Origin of the sequence: Pseudogulbenkiania ferrooxidans 2002 (assembly GCF_000174355.1) — a bacterium.
GTDB classification, from domain to species: domain Bacteria; phylum Pseudomonadota; class Gammaproteobacteria; order Burkholderiales; family Chromobacteriaceae; genus Pseudogulbenkiania; species Pseudogulbenkiania ferrooxidans.
Genome location: NZ_ACIS01000013.1, coordinates 40,048 through 58,552 on the forward strand (window position 1 = coordinate 40,048; position 18,505 = coordinate 58,552).

At 59.4% G+C, this 18,505-nt stretch carries 20 protein-coding genes and 1 tRNA gene; 7 read left to right on the plus strand and 14 right to left on the minus strand.

Translation table 11 applies throughout. The features are described from left to right. Positions 1–9: 9 nt before the first annotated feature. The 11 genes from FURADRAFT_RS20310 to FURADRAFT_RS18450 all read right to left on the minus strand — a co-directional run bounded on the left by FURADRAFT_RS20310 (position 10) and on the right by FURADRAFT_RS18450 (position 9,638). Positions 10–1,329, minus strand: a complete 1,320-nt coding sequence (locus FURADRAFT_RS20310) for an AAA family ATPase (protein ID WP_008955684.1) — start codon at positions 1,327–1,329, stop codon at positions 10–12. A 582-nt stretch (positions 1,330–1,911) separates the two neighbouring features. After that, positions 1,912–3,195, minus strand: coding sequence for a type II secretion system protein GspD (locus FURADRAFT_RS18405; RefSeq protein ID WP_008955685.1), 1,284 nt, complete (start codon positions 3,193–3,195; stop codon positions 1,912–1,914). After that, positions 3,192–4,262, minus strand: a complete 1,071-nt coding sequence (locus FURADRAFT_RS18410; RefSeq protein WP_008955686.1) for a zonular occludens toxin family protein — start codon at positions 4,260–4,262, stop codon at positions 3,192–3,194. Before FURADRAFT_RS18410 ends, FURADRAFT_RS18405 begins: the two co-directional genes overlap by 4 nt. 4 nt (positions 4,263–4,266) lie before the next feature. Continuing rightward, complete coding sequence (locus FURADRAFT_RS18415) at positions 4,267–4,560, minus strand: DUF2523 family protein (RefSeq protein ID WP_008955687.1); 294 nt, start codon at positions 4,558–4,560, stop codon at positions 4,267–4,269. Positions 4,561–4,567: 7 nt separating this feature from the next. Then, positions 4,568–6,151: a hypothetical protein gene (locus FURADRAFT_RS18420; RefSeq protein ID WP_008955688.1), complete on the minus strand. Its 1,584-nt coding sequence runs from the start codon at positions 6,149–6,151 to the stop codon at positions 4,568–4,570. A gap of 240 nt (positions 6,152–6,391) precedes the next feature. After that, entirely contained in the window at positions 6,392–6,598 is a 207-nt protein-coding gene (locus FURADRAFT_RS18425; RefSeq protein WP_008955690.1) for a major capsid protein, read from the minus strand. Positions 6,599–6,647: 49 nt separating this feature from the next. Next, positions 6,648–6,962, minus strand: coding sequence for a hypothetical protein (locus tag FURADRAFT_RS18430; RefSeq protein ID WP_008955691.1), 315 nt, complete (start codon positions 6,960–6,962; stop codon positions 6,648–6,650). Further along, entirely contained in the window at positions 6,955–8,799 is a 1,845-nt protein-coding gene (locus FURADRAFT_RS18435) for a replication endonuclease (RefSeq protein ID WP_008955692.1), read from the minus strand. Before FURADRAFT_RS18435 ends, FURADRAFT_RS18430 begins: the two co-directional genes overlap by 8 nt. Position 8,800: 1 nt before the next feature. After that, complete coding sequence (locus FURADRAFT_RS18440) at positions 8,801–9,055, minus strand: hypothetical protein (RefSeq protein ID WP_008955693.1); 255 nt, start codon at positions 9,053–9,055, stop codon at positions 8,801–8,803. A 5-nt stretch (positions 9,056–9,060) separates the two neighbouring features. After that, on the minus strand, positions 9,061–9,378 hold the full coding sequence (locus FURADRAFT_RS18445; protein ID WP_008955694.1) for a hypothetical protein: 318 nt from the start codon (positions 9,376–9,378) through the stop codon (positions 9,061–9,063). 35 nt (positions 9,379–9,413) lie between these two features. After that, the gene (locus tag FURADRAFT_RS18450; RefSeq protein WP_008955695.1) at positions 9,414–9,638 is read right to left on the minus strand and encodes a hypothetical protein; all 225 of its coding nucleotides are present in this window, start codon (positions 9,636–9,638) and stop codon (positions 9,414–9,416) included. 109 nt (positions 9,639–9,747) lie between these two features. Between FURADRAFT_RS18450 and FURADRAFT_RS19900 the strand changes: the two genes are divergently transcribed. Both FURADRAFT_RS19900 and FURADRAFT_RS20315 read left to right on the plus strand, forming a co-directional pair. Then, positions 9,748–10,491: a hypothetical protein gene (locus FURADRAFT_RS19900; RefSeq protein WP_008955696.1), complete on the plus strand. Its 744-nt coding sequence runs from the start codon at positions 9,748–9,750 to the stop codon at positions 10,489–10,491. A gap of 175 nt (positions 10,492–10,666) precedes the next feature. Continuing rightward, a complete protein-coding gene (locus FURADRAFT_RS20315) occupies positions 10,667–11,488 on the plus strand; it encodes a phage integrase (protein WP_201441973.1) in 822 nt (273 codons plus the stop codon). Here FURADRAFT_RS20315 and FURADRAFT_RS20655 read toward each other — a convergent pair. The 3 genes from FURADRAFT_RS20655 to FURADRAFT_RS18465 form a co-directional block, all read right to left on the minus strand. Continuing rightward, positions 11,485–12,429, minus strand: a complete 945-nt coding sequence (locus tag FURADRAFT_RS20655; protein WP_150105104.1) for a hypothetical protein — start codon at positions 12,427–12,429, stop codon at positions 11,485–11,487. The genes FURADRAFT_RS20315 and FURADRAFT_RS20655 overlap by 4 nt on opposite strands. 124 nt (positions 12,430–12,553) lie before the next feature. Then, positions 12,554–12,630 (minus strand) — tRNA-Met (locus tag FURADRAFT_RS18460). Positions 12,631–12,900: 270 nt separating this feature from the next. Further along, complete coding sequence (locus FURADRAFT_RS18465) at positions 12,901–14,052, minus strand: class I SAM-dependent methyltransferase (RefSeq protein WP_008955699.1); 1,152 nt, start codon at positions 14,050–14,052, stop codon at positions 12,901–12,903. Between the two features lie 64 nt (positions 14,053–14,116). Between FURADRAFT_RS18465 and FURADRAFT_RS18470 the strand changes: the two genes are divergently transcribed. From FURADRAFT_RS18470 to FURADRAFT_RS18490, 5 genes are all read left to right on the plus strand, one after another. Continuing rightward, entirely contained in the window at positions 14,117–14,896 is a 780-nt protein-coding gene (locus FURADRAFT_RS18470; RefSeq protein WP_150105105.1) for a pteridine reductase, read from the plus strand. A gap of 71 nt (positions 14,897–14,967) precedes the next feature. Next, positions 14,968–15,930: a tRNA 2-thiocytidine(32) synthetase TtcA gene (gene ttcA, locus FURADRAFT_RS18475; RefSeq protein ID WP_008955701.1), complete on the plus strand. Its 963-nt coding sequence runs from the start codon at positions 14,968–14,970 to the stop codon at positions 15,928–15,930. A gap of 46 nt (positions 15,931–15,976) precedes the next feature. Then, positions 15,977–16,720, plus strand: a complete 744-nt coding sequence (locus FURADRAFT_RS18480) for a polyamine aminopropyltransferase (protein ID WP_050773252.1) — start codon at positions 15,977–15,979, stop codon at positions 16,718–16,720. Positions 16,721–16,840: 120 nt separating this feature from the next. Then, entirely contained in the window at positions 16,841–17,905 is a 1,065-nt protein-coding gene (locus FURADRAFT_RS18485) for a Gfo/Idh/MocA family protein (RefSeq protein WP_014085786.1), read from the plus strand. 61 nt (positions 17,906–17,966) lie between these two features. Further along, the gene (locus FURADRAFT_RS18490; RefSeq protein WP_008955704.1) at positions 17,967–18,503 is read left to right on the plus strand and encodes a DUF4337 domain-containing protein; all 537 of its coding nucleotides are present in this window, start codon (positions 17,967–17,969) and stop codon (positions 18,501–18,503) included. Positions 18,504–18,505 lie beyond the last annotated feature (2 nt).

An 18,505-nucleotide genomic window follows, 5' to 3' on the forward strand; every position in this document is an offset into this window, starting at 1 on the left:
ATGTAAAATTTATTCAAAGAAGTTGCTGTTTTTATTATCTTCCGCTAATTTTTCGTCCTCAGCGGGGCGTAACAGCTTGGAAATTGACATGTAGTCAATGCTTGGCAACGCACCAAATCTTCCATCGTCATACCAGTCATCAAATGGGCTGTTTGATTTGACTTCTTTCTTATCAAAAGAGTCCAGTGAATACAGCTGCGTTTTGCCACGAATTTTTTCAGTGAACCAAATTTGATCCCGTCTCATCCTCGCCGGATTCATTAGCTGAATATTGTGAGTGGTGAATATTAGCTGAGCATTTTTTGTATTAACTTCAGAGTCGTTAAATAGTTTAATTATCAATTCAGCAATATGAGGGTGAAAGCTATTCTCCAATTCATCCATGAAAATAATGCCACCACTGCTTAAGACTCCCTGAAGCATAGGAAGAAAAGAAAAGAGCTTTTGTGTTCCTTCTGACTCTCGATCTTCTTCAAACTCTTCAAGGTCGCCAGATTCATTTTCATGTGCGAAGAAAAGTTGCAACTTACTTCTTTCAATTAGAACTTTTTTTACTTTTTCTGGCAGATTGTCAGGAATAAAATCGGGGGAAAAGTTTTCATTCTTATGAACTTTAATTCTTGCAATCCCAGTATCTACAAGGCAAAGTAATTTCGATGTAAAATCGATTGACTTTTCATATTCATTCATGTCCGACATCAGTACTTGTTGATTTGGACCTAGAATCGCAATGTCTTTTCTAAAGAAGTCGTAGGCAGCACGAATTACATCTGCGGCAGCAGCACTATTAGCAGCCTTCGAAAGATAACTATTGTTTTTGAAGATTGGGATGCGGCGCGCTCCACCCTTGTAATGCCCTCCGAATTGTATTGTTTCCCACGAGTCATTCTCGGTTCGTTTAAAAATATTGGCCTTCTGTCTTGTGGGGAAAAAGTCTAAGCTCTCTTCAATAATTGAAGTGTGAGTAAATGAAACGCTATATAAGTATCTGATATTGTCGTGGCTAAAAAACTCTAGCTCGAACTTGACTGGCGCTTTCTTTGTTGCGTCGGAAAGTCGATACGGATCATACCAAGGTATCGGTTCGCCCTCTTTTAGATCACCGGAATAAACAACCAAATTCTGTAGTGCTTGGAATGCAAGCAAAATATTAGTTTTTCCTGATGCATTCGCGCCATAAATTCCAATGCTTCGCAATACCCCGATACGATCCCCGGCTGGATATGCAACATGGGTGGATAGGTGGTTTCTAGGGGACTCTACATGCATGCTTAGTAGAGTCTCGTCCTTGATTGATCTGAAATTTTGTATAGTGAAATCAATGATCATGATGTTTCCGTCTCGCCAAAGTGGCTGTTTTCTTGAGTTTCGCACAAAATTTGTCGGAAAACACGTTCTTCGTCACATCCTGTGGCCTGTCATCTACATGCGGACTATGATCTATAGTTGCTTGGACTTCTTGGGCTTTGCCCAAGCCCCACAAACGATCGCGTTTGATCCTCGGGGGCTGGGGTGAACGGCCACCCCAGCCCTCCGAGTGAGCGTGGGGTCGCTACGAAGCCGTCAAGGGCAAGACGAGTGGCCTACGGCCACCCTTGACCGTTTCTCCGCTCGTGGGGAGTGGTGCCGGCCGTCGACAAGGCAAGCCAGCGCGATCTGGCTCCGGCTGTGTGTTCCTCGCGCTCGCGCGCTGCGGTACGCCAGCCGGCGCCGTGTCGCGCGGGGTGGGCAAGTCGAAGGAAAGTCGGACCAGGAAGGTCGCGCGGAATTATTGGTGTTTATGCGTGGATTGCTCGGGCAGATCGCCCAGGAACCGAGGATGGGGCATGCCTTGGCCCCTCTGCGCATCGGTCAACCAGGCATTCACGCATAAACACCAGTAATCCTTGCCCATCCCGGTTTCCAGCGGAGCTAGCTGGCCGTTTTGGTCAGTTGCAGCATCAGCAGGATCTCGGTCTGGTTGCTGCTGCTGGAGCGGGCGCGCAGGAAGTCGGGCAGGAAGGACAGCCCGGTGCGACTGGCGTTGTCCTTCTCGTCGCGCAGGCCACCGAGCACGATCAGCTCGCCGTCCAGGGCGGAGACATGGGTGCGGAGCTCGCGCTTGATCAGGGTCGGCGAGTCATCGACGCCGGTCTCGGTTTTGACGAAGTTGGACACCTGCTGCGACACCTCGAGGTCGATCGTGCGGTCGCGCACCTGGGGCGCGATGTTGAAGATGACACCGGATGACTTGTACTCGATCGAGCGCACCGGCGTGCCGCCGCCCTGCGGATAGGACACCGACCCGAGCACCGGCACGTCCTGTCCCACCGTCAGCGAGGCGCTGCGGCCGGACTTGACCCGCAGGTACGGAGTCGACACCACCTTGAAGCGCGAATCGCCGGCCAGTGCACCGATCGCGGCGTCGATCGCGCCGGTCTTGAGGGTGATCGCATTGTCGCCCTTGGGCGGTGTACCGATCGTCACACCAAGCTTGCCGCCTAGCAGAGACAGCGCGAGCTGGAAGCCTGACGCCTCGTTCTGGCCGGTCGACACCTCGTACACCACGCCCTTCACTAGCACCTCTCCCATCGCAGTATCGACTTGTGGCAGTACACGCTTGAGCATGTCGATCTCGGCCGCCGTGCCCTGGAACACCATCACGTCGCTTTTCTGGTCGATCAGTGCCGCAGCGGTGCCGGACGGCGCTGGCGTGCTCGACGCATTGCCCGGCGCGGCGCGCACCGTGCGGTTGACGGTGAATGAGCCGTTCTTGAACAGCGGCCTGAGTAGTTCGGTCAGGTAGGCGAGATCGCGGTATTTTGGCCGGTAGACAAACAGTTCGAGCGCCGGGCCTTTCTGCTCGGCCGGCTTGACGGTGACGAAGTCGACGCCGCCGCGCATCTCGATCGCGAAGCCGAGAGAATCGAGAAAGGCGCGGAGGAAGGTCCGCAGCTCGCCCTTGCTCGCATCGAAGCGGAACGAGACTAGGCGCTGGTCGCCGAGTACGTTTGGATCGAGCACATACGGCTGCTTGAGCACTTCCCCGTACAGTAGTGCGATCACCTGCGCCACGTTGACGCCCTGGAAGTCGAACTTCGGTGCTGGGGGCTGCGCCGCTGGTGCGACCGGAGCCGGGGGCTTGGTGACGAGGGGCGGTGCGGCTTGGGCACTGACGGCCAGCAACAGTGAAAGCACGATGAGGGATCGTTTCATCGCGGCACTCCTAGGCCGAGCGAGCTCTGGGCCGCGGCTGGCGGCGCCGACCAGGTAGTGACGCGCGCGCCATCGACCACGCCGATTATTGACAGACCGCTGTTGCTGAACATGCTTGGCGACTCGAGCCGCACACGGTTCTGCTGATTGGCGATCACGACCCAGCTTTGCCCGTTCGCGCTGAATTGCCCGACTACGCGCCAGCGCTCGGAGAACGTCGGTTGTACGGGTTGGGAAGGCTGTGCCGGCGCTACTTGACTGGCCGGCTGCGACGCCTCCTTGGCCGCCAGCGCCGGTGTACCCGCAGGCGTACGATGAAAGAAACGCCAAGTGTTCCAGATGCCGAAGCTGATGAAGGCAACCACCCCGAGCGCGATCAGCCACAGCTTCTTGTTGGTCAGGATGTTGGCACGCTTGTCGATCGCGTTTTCCTTGCCCTGGCCGCCTGCATATGACTTGTAGAGTGGGAAGATCTCGGAGTCGTACTTCTTGTTGTGGACGTCGATTTGGGTTTTCTTGTTCTGCTTCCAGCCCTCATAGATCTGCACCCGATACATCTTGGTAAGCCCCAGCGACTTGAGCTTGGTCATCAGGAACGAGAACTCGATCACGTTCCGCAGGTTGCGGTGCAGACCGGTGATGTCCTGGGTCATGAGCACTACGTCGCACGCCACGCCGGTGTCCGGGTGGGTGTAGTGACGGTGCATGCGGAAAAACTGCATGTGCTCGTGGCTGAACTTGCCGCCGTCCGTACCCCAGAAGCGCCACGCTTCGTCGATCGCCACGATGTCGCCGGGCTGGACCACCGACACCACATCCGGCTGTTCTTCGTCGGGAAAGAACGCCGGCTCCTTCACCCGCGCATTGCTGACGTGGACGACATGGCCGAGCTTGTCGGGATCGGCCTCACGCTTCTTCACCAGGTAGGCGTGGATGCGCTCCTCGTTGATACCGTCGATGTTGGTTACGACTTTACGGCCGGCAAAGATCGCCTCGAGCACCACCGAGCGCATCACCTCAAACGATTTGCCGGAGCCTTGCAGGCCGGTATATGCATTGATTGCCATGAGATTATCCGATCACCGGGATGCGGCGGATGATGAAGCGCGTCGCGACAGCCGCCAGCACGATCGGCAGTCCCTGGCTGAGGGCGAACAGATCAAGGAAGTACCACACCGCCGCCGGGATCCCGCCAAGGGAACCGGTCAGGCTGTCGGCGGTCGGGAACACTCCGGCCGATTGCAGAACCTGGATGAATTCAGTGGTGATGAACCATAGGGCGAAATAGGTCGCGAACTTGACCAGGACGGAACGCACCAGCCAGGCCAGTGCCGCGTTCAGAGCGGAAAGGACGATGCCGAACATAGAGAACTCAGGCGGATAGGATGATGAGAACAGCGACCACGCCCCACACGACGGTCATGATCAGGTAAAGCGCTTGACGCTGCCCCTCCGCAATCGTGCACTGGCTATCCATGACGATCACCTTGCCGAACAGGTTGAACTCCGGCTTGGGGCAGACAGCCAAGTGCTGAGGCGTGGTAAAGCGCTTGAAGTCGGGCAGCAAGTTGAGCAGTGGCGCCAAGATCATTTGCGCGGTCGGTGTCGTCTCGAGCGACGGCGCGCCGATGCCGGGATCCGTGCCCAGGTTGAGTTGCGGCTGGTCGGCACCCGGATTGGTACCGGTAGAACCGCCCGGCGTCACTGTGCCGGTGCCCGTATCTGGCGAGACCGGCGTGCCAGTAGAGTCCGGTGGCAGTGGTGCCCAGGGTGAGCTGCCGCCAGTGGCTCCGGAACCCGCCGAAGGCATCGGCGCTGTCATGTCACCGACGGTCGGATAGTAGCTGGCGTTGGCCTGCTGCCATGCCTGCGCGTCCGCCGCACTGATCGGTTGGATGTTGCTGTAGGGGATGCCGTCGTAACCGGGCTGCTGGGCAGCCTGCTTCCACAGTTGGTTGGCGAGCGCGGCAAGCAAGACCGGGTTGATCGGCTTGGACTTCTCACTATCGGGCAATCCGCTAACAGCGTCGGAGAGCGATTTGACGCCATCGGCACTCGAACTGGTCGACGTCGGGGTGATGCCCAGCGAGGTGCATTTGCCACCAACCGAGTAACTCAGAACCGGACAATCGGCGGCCGCGACCGATTTTGTCACGTCGTAGGTAAAAGTTTCTCCCTTAAATTCAGTCCAACTCCCGTACTGTAAGAAAGCGGTGGCATAGCCAATGTTGGCCGTCGAACCGGTAACGTTGATTTTGGTCCAGGCCGTTTTCGAGCCATCCCCGTCTCTATAGGGAGCACTGCACTGTGACGGATCAAAACGGTAAGGGTATTGGTAGGTGCCGGCACAGACATACGAGCTGAGGTATCCAAAAATCGCTGTGCCCGGATCGCCGGCGCAAATTGGGGTGGCGGAGGTGGTCATGGCACACCAAGCTTCTCCCCCCTTTTGCATTGCTGCCGGTTTGAAGTTACTGGCAGCCCCCGAGGCAAACGGGATTTGATCGAACGCCATTTCGCCGGGAGAGCCGGATACGGTGACCGTGCTGTTATCACCAAACGCCCACTTAACCACCCCGTCGAGGGCCACCGTCACCCCATAGGTCACGACGGTGCTTACTGCTGCAACCGCCATAACGGATACCCATGCTGGAGCTGTCACACCTGCGACGACAACGGCGGCGGCTCCTCCTGCTGCCGCCCCCACTGCCGTTGTCCCAACTTTGGATACGGTGTTAATCACCCGAGGATCGGTGTTGCTGAAGCCGCGTTGCACTGCGTTCTGCTGAACCAGGCCGGAGAGCGCAGCCTTGGCTCGCAACGCATCGACCTGAGTCGCCGGCGTGGCGGCGACGTAACTGCCGATGATGTTGCCCTTACTGTCGAAGATCAGATTGGTGGCATGTACAGGCAGCACCGTCAAACACACCACCAGGGCAGCGATTTTCAGTTTCACCGGCTGTTCCACCACAGCCCGATCAGGCACAGAAGCAGCAGGAAGCCGATCCAGCCCAAGAGGTAAAGAAACGCGAGATGGATCTCAGGTTGCATATCAGCTCCTCATCCCCTGGATCACCGCCCAGCCGCAGAGAATTCCCCAGGCGAAGATCAGCAGGTACCACAGTTGATTGATGGTCATGATCGGTCAGGAAAAAATGGGGGGACATCGCCCCCCGGTTACCCGAAGGGCGTCGGCTTACGCTCCGCGCACCATGCCGATCACGATCTTGGCACCCTTGATGGCGACGTAGACGCCGGCGAGTAGACCGGCGATCGCCAGCACTGCGGTGATGACAGTGCCGAAGTCGACCACCGAGGTGAGCGGAGTCAGGTCCGGGCCGGCAGCCAGGGCACCAGTAGCCACGGTGGACAGCGCAGCGAGGAAGGCGATTTTTTTGAACATGGTTTGAAGCTCCTTGAGAAAAACCCGGGGAAAGCGCCCGGACGCATGGCTAGCCACGACGGATCATGTTGAGGACTAGCGAAATACCGTGAGAAACGAAGTACAGGCCGACGACCGTGCTGAAGGCGAGCGTCCACAATGCGGAGGCATAGCCGTAGTCGAACGGCCCCAAGGCGGCGTCGACGGCCTGTTGCTGGCTGGCATCGAGCACGTAGGCTTGGCGGGTGTATAGCTGCGCGCCGCCGGGGCAGACCGACACGGCATCGCCCGCGCTGCTGACAGGCGATAGCGCGGTGAAGCCCTCGGCGGGCGCAGTGGCGCAGACAAGCACGGTTTGAACTGTGCCGGTGCTGAAGCTAGGCATGGCCGGCCCTCCGTATCAGAAAGGGGGGCGGCTCATACGGCGGAGGTGGGTCGAGGAAATCGTTGTCGGAGTCGAAGGCTTCGAAATCGAGTGAAAGCGAGCGCGGTTCGTGGTGGCGCGATGTTCCATCGCGCGATGCGTCGTTACAGTTATTACACATGAATCCAAGCTGGCGATCCGCTTCGCGGCCGCCAGTGCGGAGTTCCACCGTCCACTCGTGCAGGCGAGAACGGACGAACACCCCCTCCGTCTTGTCGACCACGCCGACGATCTTGTTGCGAACCAGTTCGCCGTACTTGTTCGGCAATTCTTCGTCGCACGTCACTTCCAGCAGACGATCCTTGCGCGGGGAGCCGAAACCGAGCGCGTGCTCGTAGGCTTCCCAGTCGCCCTGGTCGGCGGCGGCTACGGCCGCGTCGAGGACGTCGGAGTCGAACTCGGCGCTATCGAGGTTGGCAATTCGACGCAGTTCTCGGTACAGCGTGACTGGCGCCCCACCGATCTGCTGGAACTGGCGGATGCGCCACAGCGATGCCCAGGCCCTCACGCGCTGGGCAGCGGTCGGCGCGTCCAGGCCGTCGAAGTTCATCCCGATCGATTCGCCGTTCGAACCGCAGCCGTCGACGTTCTTGGCGATGTACTTGGCGACGTAGCCGGTCGCCGAGCGTTCTGGGTCGAGCCACTTGATCTTGACCCGCCGCGAAGTCTTCAGCAGGCCAGAGCGACGGTTACGCAGCTCGGTCTGGTCTTCTCGGGTGTAGTGCTCGGTCAGCAGCTCGGACAGCGCATCGGCGTGCTCCGGACGCACATACAGCAGCAGGTGCCAATGCGGCGTGCCGTCGTGATGCGGCTCGGCGATACGAAAGCCGAACACCTTGATGCCCCGGCGGTGGAATTGGGCGCGTACCAGCGCCCAATAGCGGGTCAGATAGCGTTGGCCATCAGCCGGCGTGGCTCCGTCGAACTTCTCATTCGGGCGCGTCTTGCGTTTGCCAAGCAATTTGATGGCGTGAAAGCGGCTCGGACAGGTCAAGGTGACGAACACGGCGGTAAAACCCAGCGCCTTGGCGATTCGTTCGGTGCCGGCCATGCGCACCATCAATTCGGAGTAACGGTTGCGCGGGTTGGATACCGTGCTGTCGGCGAACTTCAGTACCGATTCCGAATAGCCATCCTCGTTGGTGACGATCAAATTCTTCAGGTATTCGCGCGAACGAGCCGCTTGGCGACGTTGGGCATCGGCTTGGTAATCCGAGACATAAAGTCCTTGTGTCTTGCTCACCAGCCCCATCGCGCGAGCATGGGTTTCCGCCAGTTGCGGCAGCACACGGCGGAACGTCATGCGCCAGAACTGTTCGTCCAGCAGCCGCTTGAGAAAGGAATCGGGGGTGACCTGCTTTTTACCCGGAGGATCGATCAAGCGAGCGTATGAGGAAGCGTTGAGGTCGTCGTACAGATAGACGCCGTACTGATTGGCCAATGCCATCAGCGACGGCAGCCAATAGCGCGGAGGTGTATAAGCGCCGTGTCGGCCGAGCCGACGGGTCAGTTGATTGACGACTTCGACAGCCTTTTCGTTTTGTTCCTCACGGCTCCAGGACAAGCGCAGTTTGCTGTCCTTGGACGCCATCAAGGCACGAAACGAAAGAGCGCCGAGGTTCGCGGTACGGCGGGCATCGCCGTCTTTGGCAAAGTCCGAGCTGAAATAGGTGCGCGAGTACTTCCGCTTGGCGACCTGCGACAAATGCGCAGGTGCTACCGAAAAGCAGTCTTCAGCAAATGAAACGTCTTGCCGGTAGCTACTGCGACGGTTGGCAGCGGAAGTACTCGACAGCATGTCAGTGCACCTTCTTGTGGCCATACGGCACGAGCGGGTCGGGCAGACCCAATTGCTTGGAGAGGTGGGTGAAGAGCCGGCGCTCCTGATCGGTCGCGAAATCCATGTCCGGGCCGAGGTAGCCGAAGAACGTGGAGATGAAGGCGCGATCGGCCAGCAGGCGGGCGGAGGGATGGGAGCCCTTGGCGAACTCCGCGTGTACCTCTCCCGCCACCTTGAGCGCGGCTTGAACAGAGGCCGAGGTCAAAGCCGCCATGGCTCTTACTCCTCGACCGCGTGGTAGGCGTTGACCACCGGGCGACGGGTAAAGCGCTCGCCGGTGTCCTTGTCGGTGTAGTTGAACGGTTTGCCACGGTAGCCACCGCAGCCGACCAGGCATTCGACGGTGTCACCGGCCTGGCCGATGCGCTTGCGCGAGCGGATCTCGACCACTGCCGGCTGGCTGTATTCGTCAGGCGCCGGCAGGGTGACTTCGGTGTAGAAGAACTCTTCGGCCTTGCGGATCACATTGACGCGGCCGCGCAGCAGGGACTGGTTAGGTTTCAGGTTCAGCTTGATTGCTTCTTGCGGGATGCTCATGGGTTTCCTTTCGGGGGGTTTGGGTTTCTGTGGGGCTACAGGCGGAATTCAGCTTGGTCGATGCAGCGTTTGGTGAGTGCGGCGAGGTTGACCAAGCGATGACGGCCAATTTGGGTGCAAGGGATGTATCCACGGGCGATCCAGCCGTCGACCACTCCTTCGGTTACGCCAATGGCCCGGGCAAACGAGACGCGGTCCATGACTGGCACTACAGCGGGGGTTACGAGGGGAATTTGTGAGAAGTTGATGTTGTCGCCCATAATGGATCTTGTGACGTATGTCGATGGACTTATGTTACAAACACTATGGATAATTTGTCCATGGCAAACTGGATAATTTGTCATGAATCGTGATTGGTGAGGGAGGGGTATGGATACTCTTGGTGATCGTATTATGTTGATAATTAAGGAAAAAACTAGCGAGGTGCGGCGGTGGAAGGAGTTGGAGGAGATCAGCGGTATCGCCGCAACAACGTGGCAAAGTTTTGGGCGAGCGCGGCAACGTGCGACGTCCGAGATGGTTGAGGCAGTGTCAAAGCAGTGGCCTCAATTCGCCTTCTGGCTTGTGACTGGGTTGACTGATCCTGAGTATGGGCATGTAGCTCCTCGCGAGTCCGACGGCTACCCATATAGCGGGAGCGGGCAAGATAACTCTGTCCGTTATTTCCAAGATGCTATCGCCGCAAGACAGCAAGCGAGAGAACTTGTACTGAACTGGTGGAAAGAAGAGCTCGGTGAAGATCTCGGTGGGCTAACCCCATCAGAACTGGTTACTGATTTTGAACTTCAATCCGCCCGTCAGCTTCGTTTGGGGAGTCGAAACGCAAAACCAACGCCAGATGTCATCAAATATGATTCGCTTATTAGCAAGTTGAAAATATCGAAATCTTTAAGGCGGGCAGAGATATTGCTGGAAACGGAAAAAGAGTTCGACTATGAGGGAACTGAAGCTCTTGTTGGTTTGGTTGAAGATATGAAGGTGACGATTGAGAAGAAAATGAAGCCGGGAAAATTAAGTGTGAGTTATGGTGAGTTAGATAAGAAGCTGGAAAAGCTAAAAGAAAGAATTGAAATGCATAATAAGTATACGAGTATGAATAATAGCGAAGGGTGAGTGTGTGGCTGTAAAGAAAAGTGATTCTGGGTGGTTGGTTGATATTCAACCAGGAGGGCGTGGAGGGAAACGGTTTCGGAAAACGTTCCCCCTAAAGTCCGAGGCTTTGGCGTGGGAGGCCTGGGTTAAGTCACAAGTTGCTCAGAGCCCAGAGTGGGAGCCAGAGAGAAGGGATTTGCGTACTCTGGCTGAGCTGATCGAACTGTGGTATCAGCATCATGGTTGTAACCTGAGGTCTGCGGCTGACACCCTGCGTCGCTTATTGGCAATGGCCGAGGCAATGGGGAATCCGGTTGCAGATCGGTTCTCTGCTGAAGATTTTGCTAAATACCGTGCTCAACGTTTGGAGTCTGGTGTGACTGCAAACAACATGAACCGTGAGCATGCATACTTGCGGAGCGTTTTCAACGAACTGAAGCGTTTGGGGCTTTGGAAAAAAGAAAACCCTTTGGCCATGGTCCGTCAGTTCAAAATTCCGGAGAAAGAGCTGTCATGGTTGACGGTAGATCAGATCCAAACCTTACTAGCTGAGCTGGAAAACTGTCGGAACAAGGATGCTCTCTTGGTGGCAAAGATATGTCTGTCTACTGGGGCGCGATGGGGTGAAGCTGAGGGGCTGAGAAAAAGCCAGCTACGCAACCAGTCCCTTCAGTTCACAGGCACGAAGAGCGGCAAGAATAGAACGGTTCCTGTCGCTGAGGGGCTCTACGATGAGTTGAAAGCAAAAGACGTAGGTAGCACAGACCGGCTATTTCAGTATTGCTGGGGAGCGTTCAGGGACGCGGTTGAGCGATGCGGACTAGTTTTGCCTGATGGACAAATGACCCATGTCCTACGCCACACGTTTGCATCTCATTTTGTGATGAATGGTGGCAATATTTTAGTTTTGCAAAAAATATTGGGGCATCAGAGCTTAACTATGACTATACGTTACGCCCATCTGGCCCCAGATCATTTGCAAGAGGCTAAATTTCTTAATCCATTAGCAAATATTTAATTGTCTTTTTCAAAAACGAAAGAGATGTGATCAATGCTTTGGAGTTCGTCGTTGAGGGTCTCGTATGTTCCATCATTGAACTGGCTTGGGTTGCTCTTTATGTATGGGTTAGTTCCAACAAAGAAGCAGCGTACCTTCTCGCCATTGTTGATGGCTTTTTCTAATTCCTGAACTTCCGCACGGAAGAATTTCTTCCTTCGAGATTTGTCTATGGTTTCTTTGGAAATGTAAGCCCATACCGTATGAGGTTTCTTGTTGGGGCTCCAATGCTTTTCAGTAAACTTAATACCCAATGAATCAGCATTGCTATAGGGTTTTAAGCTGCTAACTTCGCCATGGTAAATGTAGCCTTGTCCGTCAGCCAGGAATTTGACGGACTTGAAAAACTTGGAGAAAGGCTTAGTTTTGTCCCCGATGGTAAATTTATTATTCTTCGCGGACTCATCTCCATAGAGAAAGCAGTCAACTACTTGGTCAAGATATCTGGTTTTCGAACTTGTCTTACGAGGGGCATCAGAGCCTGGAGCCCCGCCAGTTGATTTCGTCCCGGAACCATCACCCCCATCTCCCCCTGTAGCTGTGCCACCGCTTCCAGGCTTTCTTTTTGGCGGGTCAAGAAGTAGCTCGGTAGGAAAGTTGGTTAGTTTGAAATCATCTTCTTGCTGACCTGGGGCAGGATTACGTTTCCCACCGAGCTTGTCGTCGCAATATTCGCATTGAAGGGTGTGGGGCTCATCTTCCCTGAAGTGGAGCGCACGCTTCGACTTTCGTGTCATGTAGATTCCGACTGGCGTCAGCTTGGCTCGACAGTCTTTATCTTCACAGAGGAACCGAAGCTTTTGCTCGAAGAACGGACTATCTTCGTCCGTGTAGAGCTCTCGTGCTTGGTAGGGAGTGACAGATTCGTTGAGTTCTGGGGAGAAGGCTCGATCAAATTTCATACTGCACCACGACCATAGATATATGCCATGAGCAATAGAGTATCAAGATTTGAGAGCCGTTGACACTTCGTTGACAGTGTAGAAACGGAAAAGGGGTTAGCCTAAGCTAACCCCTTGAATTCCTTGGTGGCGAATCAGGGACTCGAACCCCGGACCTGCGGATTATGATTCCGTCGCTCTAACCGACTGAGCTAATTCGCCACGCTGCTTCGTTGCTTGTTGCGTCGAAGTGGGGCGAACTATACCGGGGCTGTTTGGGGCTGTCAACACCTGGGGCGTATTTTTTGCCGGAACGCTTAGAACCTGTCTCCGATCTTGCTGCGGGGTCCCTGATCGGGGCTCATGTGCACTGCGTGCCAATCTTCGATTGGCTCAGCGATCGGGAATCCTCATGGACCACGTGTCCGTTCCGGTCCCTGTGCTGCTCTTCACCCCGCTGAGGGCCGCTCGCGACAGATCGGGGGCCGGTTCTTACAGGGCGTGGCAGCGATCGCCCTCGGTGAGGCCGATCCAGTCGATGCTCACCCCCTTGCCGAAGCCGATCACCTTGAACAGTTCACCCATCTCGTTGGGTGAGAGCAGCTTCTGCACCGCCGCGACGCGCGGGGCGTAGCGGGCGACGTCGTCCGGATCGAGCTGTTGCAGCAGCGCGGTGATGCCGGCGTTGACCAGGAACTGCGCCTGCGTGGTGTAGCCGATCAGGTCGAGCCCGGCGTCGGTGCCGGCCAGCGCCACGGCGGTGAAGTCGACATGGCTGGTGAGATCCATCAGGCCGGGCAGGTAGAACGGGTCGTCCACGGTGTGGTGGCGGTAGTGGCCGATCAGCGTGCCCATGTGGCGCTGCGGGTGGTAGTACTCGCGTTCGGGGAAGCCATAGTCGATCAGGAGGATGGCGCCACGTACCAGGCGCGCGGCCAGGGTGGCGATGAAGGCGCGGTTGGCCAGGCTGACTTCCGACAGGTAGCCGGCCGCCTCGGGGGGGAGCGCGGCGGCCACGGCGGCGAGCCGGGGATCGGCGATGGGGCGGTCTTCCCAGGCGAAGGCGCCGTCGCGCACGGTGACGCCGCGCTGTTGCGGCGTCGGGGTCCAGTGCAGCAGCTCGCAGGGCATGGCGTCGAGCACTTCGTTGCCGATGATGACGCCGTCGAACTGTTCCGGCAGCTCGCTCAGCCATTCGACGCGGCCGGCGAGGTGCGGCAGGGCTTCGGCCAACGTTTGCCGCTGGCGCTCGACCAGGTCGGCGGAGAGGTCGATGATGGCGTAGCGCTCGGGCAGTTGGCCGAGCGCTTCCAGCTCGGTGAGAATGTCGACGGCGAGACGGCCGGTGCCGGCGCCGAATTCGTAGAGCGTGCCGCCGGTCTGCGGCAGCAGCTCGGCGAGCTGGCGCGCCAGGGTGCGGCCGAAGTAGGGCGATAGCTCGGGCGCGGTGACGAAGTCGCCGGCGGCGCCGAACTTGCGGCTGCCGGCGCTGTAGTAGCCGAGGCTGGGGGCGTACAGCGCCAGTTCCATGTAGCGCGAGAACGGAATCCAGCCGTCGTGGGTGGCGATCTCGGCGGCGATGTGGCGGGAGAGCTCTTGGCTGACGGCCAGGGCGGCGGCGTCGGGGGCGGGTAACTGGGTCATGGCGTGGCTTGCGGTAGAATTGGACGAATTGTCGGCCAATTCCGCCGTGCCGGAAAGAGGCGGGATGGGCGGCGGCGCGACAGACAAGGGGAGAGGGGCGATGGGCGAGGGCAAGGTGGTGCTGATTACCGGCGGCGCGCGCCGGGTGGGTGCGGGCATTGCCCGTCATCTGCACGCGGGGGGCTCGCGGCTGGTGTTGCATTACCGCGGTTCGCGCGCCGAGGCGGAAAGCCTGGCCCTGGAGCTGAACGCGGTGCGGCGCGGTTCGGTGGTGCTGGTGCAGGCCGACCTGCACGACATCGCCGGGCTGCCGCGCCTGGTGGAGACCGCGCTCGAGGCGTTCGGCCGGCTCGATGGGCTGGTCAACAACGCCTCCAGCTTCTTCCCCTCCGGCATCGGCCATATCGACGAGGCGGTGTGGTACGACCTGATGGGCAGCAACCTGAAGGCGCCGCTGTTTCTGGCGCAGGCCGCCGCGCCGTATCTGAGAGCGAGCGGCGGCGCCATCGTCGGCATCGTCGACATCCACGCCGAGCGGCCGATGAAGTCGCACGTGGTGTACAACCTGGCCAAGGCCGGCCATGCCCAGCTGATCCGCAGCCTGGCGATCGAGCTGGCACCCGAGGTGCGCGTCAACGGCGTGGCGCCGGGCAGCAACCTCTGGCCGGAGGGCGAGTCGTTCTTCGACGAGGAGCACAAGCGCCGCATCGAGGCGAGCATCCCGCTGGCGCGCATCGGTACGCCGGAGGATATCGCGCGCGCGGTGAAATTCCTGCTGTTCGACGCCGCTTACGTCACCGGGCAGGTGCTGGCGGTGGATGGCGGCAGGAGCGTGGTGTTGTAGTGTCGGCCATGACAGGCGCCCCCGATTCGCGCTAAAATCGCCTGTTTTTCAATTTCTTAGCTGTTCCTTCCATGTCCGATATCCAAACCCTCGACGCCAAGGCGCAGAAGGCGCTGTTCGAGGCCAACAAGCTGGCCAAGCGGCTGCGCCACCACGTCGGCGACGCCATCAACGATTTCAACATGATCGAGCAGGGCGACCGCGTCATGGTCTGCCTGTCCGGCGGCAAGGACAGCTTCGCCCTGCTCGACATCCTGCTCGGACTGCAGAAGTCGGCGCCGATCGATTTCTCCATCGTCGCGGTCAACCTCGACCAGAAGCAGCCGGGCTTTCCCGAACACGTGCTGCCGGAGTACCTGACGGCGATCGGCGTCGAGTACCGCATCGTCGAGGAAGATACCTACTCCATCGTCAAGCGCGTGATCCCCGAGGGCAAGACCACCTGCAGCCTGTGCTCGCGCCTGCGCCGCGGCATCCTGTACCGCGTGGCCGACGAGCTGGGGGCGACCAAGATCGCGCTCGGCCACCATCGCGACGACATGCTGCATACCTTGTTCCTCAACATGTTCTACGGCGGCAAGCTGAAGTCGATGCCGCCCAAGCTGGTGAGCGATGACGGCAAGCACATGGTGATCCGCCCGCTGGCGTACTGCCGCGAGAAGGACCTGGAGCGCTACGCCAGGCTGCGCGAGTTCCCGATCATCCCGTGCAACCTGTGCGGCTCGCAGCCCAACCTGCAGCGCCAGGTGGTGAAGGAGATGGTCAACGACTGGGACAAGCGCTTCCCGGGCCGCCTGGAGAGCATGTTCCGCGCGCTGCAGAACGTGGTGCCGTCGCACCTGGCCGATACCGGCCTGTTCGACTTCGCCGGGCTCAAGACCGGGGACGCGCCGTTCGCCGACGGCGACACTGCTTTCGACAAGGAAGAATTCCGCGATCCGCCGCTGCCGGGCGACGACGAGTTGGCCGAAGCGCAGCGTCGCACCATCAGCATCCTCGACTCCCGCCCGAAGGAGACCTCCTGTGGCGGGTAGAGCGCGTCATCCGTTCCGCCGCCGCGTGCGCGACGGCGTGGACGCCATGCCGGAGGTGGAAATCTCCGAGGTGGGCGGCATCCGTTCGCTGCACCTGGGCTCGGAGACGGTGCAAAGCTCGATGGACGTGGACGACCCGGTGCGGCTGGTGCTGTCGTACAGCCGCGCCATGATGGGCTTTCTGCTGTTCAATCCGGAGCCGCGCCACATCCTGCAGATCGGCCTGGGCGGCGGCTCGTTCGCCCGCTACATCGACTTCTACCTGCGCGACGCCAAGAGCGTGGCGGTGGACATCAACCCGCAGGTGATCAATGTGGCGCGCGCCTTCTTCGAGCTGCCGGAAGAGGGCGAGCGCTTCGAGATCGTCGAGGCCGACGGCGCCGACTACGTCAAGATCTTCCGCGGCTCGACCGACGCCATCCTGGTGGACGGCTTCGACGGGCTGCAGATCGTCGACGCGCTGACCACCGAGGCGTTCTTCGAGGACTGCAAGCGCGCGCTGGCGCCGGACGGCGTGTTCGTCGCCAACTGGTGGAGCGGCGACAAGCGCTACCACCAGTTCGTGGAGCGTCTGCTCGGGGTGTTCGAGGGGCGGGTGCTGGAGCTGCCGTCGGCCAGCCACGGCAATGTGGCGGTGATGGCCTTCGCCGGTTCGCCGGCGCTGACGCGTTTCGAGGGCCTGAAAAAACGCGCCGAGGAACTGGAGGCGCGCTTCGGGCTCGAATTTCCGGAGTTTGTCAGCCGGCTCAAGTCGACCAATCAGCACAGCGACAACCGCCTGCTGATTTAATAGAGGCTGGCGTATAATGACGCCGGTGTGGCGGAGCGGCGCTGGCCAGCCTGTCACGCCACCGGATCGATGTGGGCGGCCCAGGCCGCCCTTTGCCTTTTCCAGAAAGACCAGAACACCATGCAAGCTGCCCATCAGGCCCCGATCACCGACCGCAAGATCCGCTTCGCGCTGGTCGGTTGCGGCCGCATCGCCCAGAACCACTTTGCCGCGCTGGAGAAGCACGCCGAGCGCGCCGAATTGACCGACGTGTGCGATATCGACCCGGCGGCGCTGGCCGCCGCGGTGGCGCGCACCGGCGCGCGCGGCCACGCCAGCCTGGCCGCGCTGCTGGCCGAGACCCGGGCCGACATCGTGATCCTGACCAGCCCGTCCGGGCTGCATCCGGCGCAGAGCATCGAGTGCTCCGAGGCCGGCTTCCACGTCATGACCGAGAAGCCGATGGCGACGCGCTGGGAGGACGGCCTGGCCATGGTGAAGGCCTCCGACCGCGCCGGACGCCGCCTGTTCGTGGTCAAGCAGAACCGCCGCAACGCCACGCTGCAGCTCCTGAAGCGCGCCATGGAAGAGAAGCGCTTCGGTCGCCTCTACATGGTCAACGTCAACGTGTTCTGGACCCGGCCGCAGGAGTACTACGACTCGGCCGCCTGGCGCGGCACCTGGGAGTTCGACGGCGGCGCCTTCATGAACCAGGCCAGCCATTACGTCGACCTGCTGGACTGGCTGATCGGCCCGGTGGAGAGCGTGCAGGCCTATACCGCGACGCTGGCGCGCAACATCGAGGTGGAGGACACCGGCACCGTCAGCGTCAAGTGGCGCTCGGGCGCGCTGGGCAGCATGAACGTGACGATGCTGACCTACCCCAAGAACCTGGAAGGCTCGATCACCATCATCGGCGAGAAGGGCACGGTGCGCGTCGGCGGCGTGGCGGTGAACGAGGTGCAGCACTGGGAGTTCGCCGAGCCGCATCCGATGGACGACGAGATCCAGAGCGCCAGCTACGCCACCACCAGCGTGTACGGTTTCGGCCACCCGCTCTACTACGACAACGTGATCAACGTGATGCAGGGCAAGGCCGATCCGGAGACCGACGGGCGCGAGGGCCTGAAGTCGCTGGAATTGCTGATCGCGATGTATCTGTCGGCGCGCGACGGCCGCCGCGTCAGCCTGCCGCTCGACTACTGATTCCCGTGGCCCGCCGCCGGCGGGCCGCTCCCGTTTTCACCGTGTTACCCGAAGCAACATCATGGCGGACGAAAAGAAAGAACCCTGGCTCAATTATCTGGCGCTGACCACCGTCATCCTGGCGGTGTGCGCCACGCTGTCCACCTTCAAGGGCGGCAGTTTCTCCACGCGCAGCGTCATCACCCAGGCCCAGGCCTCGGACCAGTGGGCCTATTACCAGGCCAAGAGCATCAAGAGCAACCTCTACGAGATGGAGCGCGACCGCCTGCAGCTGGCGCTGGACAACCTGCCGCCGCAGGTCGAGCCGACGGTGCGCGAGCGCTACGCCAAAACGCTGCAGCAGGCCGCCGAGCGCGCCGCGCGCTACAACCAGGAGCGCAAGGACATCGAGCAGAAGGCGCGTACCCTGGAGGCCGAGCGCGACAGCGCGCAGCGCCAGGGCAAACCGTTCGGCATGGCGGTGATCTTCCTGCAGGTGGCGATCCTGATCTCCTCGATCGCCGGCCTGTTCAAGAAAAAGGCCGTCTGGCTCGCCGCGCTGCCGGTGGCCCTGCTCGGCCTGGTGTTTTTCGTCGACGGTTTTTTCCTGTTTTTCTGATT